General features: G+C 71.3%; 3 protein-coding genes and 1 pseudogene. 1 reads left to right on the top strand and 3 read right to left on the bottom strand.

Annotation, left to right across the window (positions count from 1 at the left end):
• Positions 1–365, bottom strand: a 365-nt coding sequence (locus EHS43_RS39790) for a response regulator transcription factor (protein ID WP_148104224.1), incomplete at its 3' end; no start/stop codon positions are given.
• Positions 366–531: 166 nt separating this feature from the next.
• Here EHS43_RS39790 and EHS43_RS39785 point away from each other — a divergent pair.
• Entirely contained in the window at positions 532–2,943 is a 2,412-nt protein-coding gene (locus tag EHS43_RS39785) for an MMPL family transporter (protein ID WP_125195428.1), read from the top strand.
• Between the two features lie 5 nt (positions 2,944–2,948).
• Here EHS43_RS39785 and EHS43_RS39780 read toward each other — a convergent pair whose 3' ends face one another.
• Both EHS43_RS39780 and EHS43_RS48440 read right to left on the bottom strand, forming a co-directional pair.
• Positions 2,949–3,686 carry a TetR/AcrR family transcriptional regulator gene (locus EHS43_RS39780; protein WP_125195427.1) on the bottom strand — a complete coding sequence of 246 codons (738 nt, stop codon included), beginning with the start codon at positions 3,684–3,686 and terminating at the stop codon, positions 2,949–2,951.
• 11 nt (positions 3,687–3,697) lie between these two features.
• Positions 3,698–3,823 (bottom strand): annotated as a pseudogene (locus EHS43_RS48440) (DUF393 domain-containing protein); the annotation flags it as partial.

The following is a 3,823-nucleotide window of genomic DNA, read 5'->3' as shown; positions in this document are numbered from 1 at the left end:
GCGGTGATCCTGGCGACGACCTCGTCGATGTTGAACGGCTTGGTGATGTAGTCGTCGCCGAAGCCGAGGGCGCCGACGATCTCGGCGGGGGAGTCCCGCGCGGTGAGGAAGACCAGGGCCAGGTCGGGCCGCCGTTCGCGCAGCTCACGGCCGAGGGCGCGGCCGTCGCCGTCGGGCAGCATGACGTCGAGCAGGGCCGCGTCCGGGCGGGTGCGGTCGGTGAGCGCGAGCGCCTCGCGGACGGAGCCCGCGACCATCACCTCGAACCGGTGGTAGCGCAGGGCGATGGCGAGGACGTCGGCGATGCTCTCCTCGTCCTCCACCACCAGCACGGTCCCCGGACTTCTCGTCTCTCCCCCAGCCATGCCCCCAGTATCGGCCGGGCCACTGACAGTCGGGCGGGTTCGCCCTTTGGAGTTCCTTGAGAGTCGGTGGTGTCTCATGTCCACGCGCGTGTGGAGCCGCCGATCCTGGTGCGAGGACCTGGGGGACCTACCGACGACCGACAGGAGAGTGTGGAGCGTGGCGGTATTGGCACGCTGGTGCTATCGGCACCGGCTGGTGGTCCTGTTGCTGTGGGTGGGGGCGTTGTTCGGGCTGGGCTTCTCGGCCTCGACGGCGGGCACGAACTACGCGAACGTGTTCTCCCTCCCCGACACGGACTCCAAGAGCGCGTACGACCTGATGGAGAAGGCCTTCCCGAGCACCTCCGGGGACACCGACACGGTCGTCTGGAAGGTCGACGACGGCTCGGTGCGGGACCAGGCGGTGCAGGACCGGATCCGGCCCGCGCTGGACGACATAGCGAAGATGCCGGGCGTCGGGGCGGTGACCAGTCCCTACGACGCCCGGGGTGCCGCGCAGGTCAGCCGGGACGGCACGATCGCGTACGCCCAGGTGACCTTCGTCAAGCGGGCGAACGAGGTGCCCAAGGAACTTGTCCAGGACGTCGTCGACACCGCGCAGAAGGCCGAGCTGGCCGGTCTCCAGGTGGACTTGGGCGGTCAGGCGATCCAGCGTGTGCAGGAGCCGCCGCAGGGCCTGTCGGAGACGGTCGGCATCGTCGCGGCGGCGGTCGTGCTGTTCCTGGCGTTCGGCTCGTTCTTCGCCATGACGCTGCCGATCGCGATCGCCGTCTTCGGCGTGGGCACGGGCCTGTTCGCCACCCAGCTGCTCAGCCACACCACCGACGTCCCCGACATCGCCCCGCTGCTGGCCTCCCTGATCGGCCTCGGCGTCGGCATCGACTACGCGCTGTTCATCGTCACCCGGCACCGGCGCGGCATCCAGCGGGGCCTGGAACCCGAGGAGGCGGCGGTCACCGCCCTCAACACCTCGGGCCGGGCGGTGCTGTTCGCGGGCGGCACGGTCTGCATCGCGCTCGCCGGCATGCTGGTGACGCGACTGCGCTTCCTGGACGGCGTCGTGATCGGCACCTCGCTGACCGTGGTGCTGAGCGTCCTGGCCGCGACGACCCTCCTGCCGGCCCTGCTCGGCTTCCTCGGCCCGCGGGTGCTCAGCCGCCGCCAGCGGCGCAGGCTGGCCGCCGAGGGACCCGAGCCCGAGGGCGCCTCGGGTCTCGCCGCCCGCTGGTCGACGTTCGTCGAGAAGCGCCCGCGCAGGACCGCCGCGCTCGCCCTGGTCTTCATGGCCGTGCTGGCCGTTCCCGTGCTGTCGCTGCGCCTCGGCGCCACCGACCAGGGCAACGACGACGCCTCGACGACCACCAGGCAGGCGTACGACCTGCTCGCCGAGGGCTTCGGACCGGGCTTCAACGGACCGCTCCAGGTGGTCACCGAGGGCGGCGAGACGAGCGCCCTGGTCAAGGGCCTTGAGGACACGCCCGGGGTCGCGCGGGTCGCCGCGCTGCCGCCCGCCCGGGGGGTCACGGTCATCCAGGTCGTGCCGACGACCTCACCGCAGTCCGTGGAGACGGACCGGCTCATCGACCGACTGCGGGACGACGTCATCCCCTCGGCCGGGGTGAAGGCGCACGTCGGAGGGGTGACGGCCGTCTCGAAGGACTTCTCGGCCGTCACCGGCGACCGGCTGCCGCTGTTCATCGCGACGATCATCGGACTCGGCTTCCTGCTCCTGCTGGTCGCCTTCCGTTCGCTGGTGGTGCCGCTGACGGCCGCCCTGATGAACCTGATCGCCGCCGCGGCGTCCTTCGGCGTCCTGGTCGCGATCTTCCAGTGGGGCTGGGGACTGGAGCTGCTCGGTCTCGGCAAGGAGGGCCCGATCAACGCCTTCCTGCCGGTCATCATGCTGTCCCTGCTGTTCGGGCTCTCGATGGACTACCAGGTCTTCCTGGTGAGCCGCATGCACGAGGAGTGGGTGCACACACGCGACAACGCGCGCGCGGTGCGTGTCGGCCTCGCCGAGACCAGCCGGGTCATCAACTCCGCGGCCCTGATCATGGTCTGCGTGTTCATGGCGTTCGTCCTCAGCGGCGACTCGGGCGCCGCCATGGCGGGTGTCGGACTCGCCGCCGCGGTCGCCCTGGACGCCTTCATCCTGCGCACCGCCCTGGTGCCGGCCGCGATGCATCTGCTCGGCGACTCCAACTGGTGGCTGCCCAAGGGGCTGGAGAAGCGGCTGCCGCACCTGGCGGTGGAGCCGAAGGAGGAGGCCGCGCCGTCGCCCGGCACCCGTGCGGACGGCGGCCCGTCATCGGCCGTCCACGGCTTCGTCCGTACGGCGGAGGGGGAGCCCGTGGCGGGCGCCGCCGTCACGCTGCTGTCGGGCGGGGGCCGTCAGCTGGACCGGGTGGAGACGCTGGCCGACGGCTCGTACATCGTCTCGGTCCCGGCACCGGGGACGTATCTGCTGGCGGCCGCGGCCCCTTCGTTCGGCTCGCGCGCGCGGCACGTCGTCGTGGGGGAGGGGCCGCTGGTGTACGACGTCGAACTGGCCGAGGGCGAGGTCGACGCCGTCAACTGACGCGGCTAGGGCTTCCTGCCGGGGTCCGGGATCACCTTGGTCATCCCCGGCAGGAAGTCCGTGAACAGCTCGTGCACCTCCCGCACGAGCGGCCTGAGCACCCGGAAACGGGCCAGCGACACACCCCGCGCGGTGAGCCGGGCACCGCGTTCCGCGAGCCGGTAGCTGCGCTCTCGGCCCTCGGTGCGGTCGAAGATCCAGTACAGGACGAGCCCCATCTGGGACAGCCACATCAACTCGGGCAGGATGTCCCGCAGTTCCTCGGGCACCTTCGTCTTCGTCGCCCCCCGCAACACCTCCCGGTGCACGGCGATCGCCTCCACGCGCGCGTGCTCCGACTCGGGCGAGAAGGGGCTGAGCGGGCTGTCGGGGTCGGCGGCGTTCTTGAAGAACTGCACCGCGAACTCGTGATAGGGCTGCGCGATGTCCAGCCAGACCTTCAGCACCCCCGCGAGGCGCGCCTCCAGCTCGCTCTCCCGGGCCAGCACCTCCCGGACCGCCACCTGGTGCTCGGCGGCGATCCGGTCGTAGAAGCCCTGGATCAGGTGCTCCTTGCCGGCGAAGTAGTAGTAGGCGTTGCCGACGGAGACGCCCGCCTCCTGGGCGATGGCCCGCATGGTGGTCTTGTCGTACCCCCGCTCCTGGAACAGCCGCATGGCCGTCTCCAGGATCAGCGCGCGAGTCTGTTCGGACTTGGTGGACGGCGCGGAGCCCTCTTCGGGGCCTTCGTTCTTGGCGGGCACGACAAGAGAGCCTAGCCAGTGGCGCAGGTGCCGTCGTCGCACCCCGGTGGAGTGCGGGTCCAGCCCCGACGCGGGTCGTACGACCACCCGTCCGCCCGCCGGTACACCCGGCCGCCCCACCCCGGGCTCCCTGGACG

Source organism: Streptomyces sp. RP5T, assembly GCF_003933965.1.
In the GTDB taxonomy this organism is placed as follows: domain Bacteria; phylum Actinomycetota; class Actinomycetes; order Streptomycetales; family Streptomycetaceae; genus Streptomyces.
Note: the sequence above shows the minus strand (reverse complement) of the source record. Positions and strands in the feature narration are given on the sequence as shown.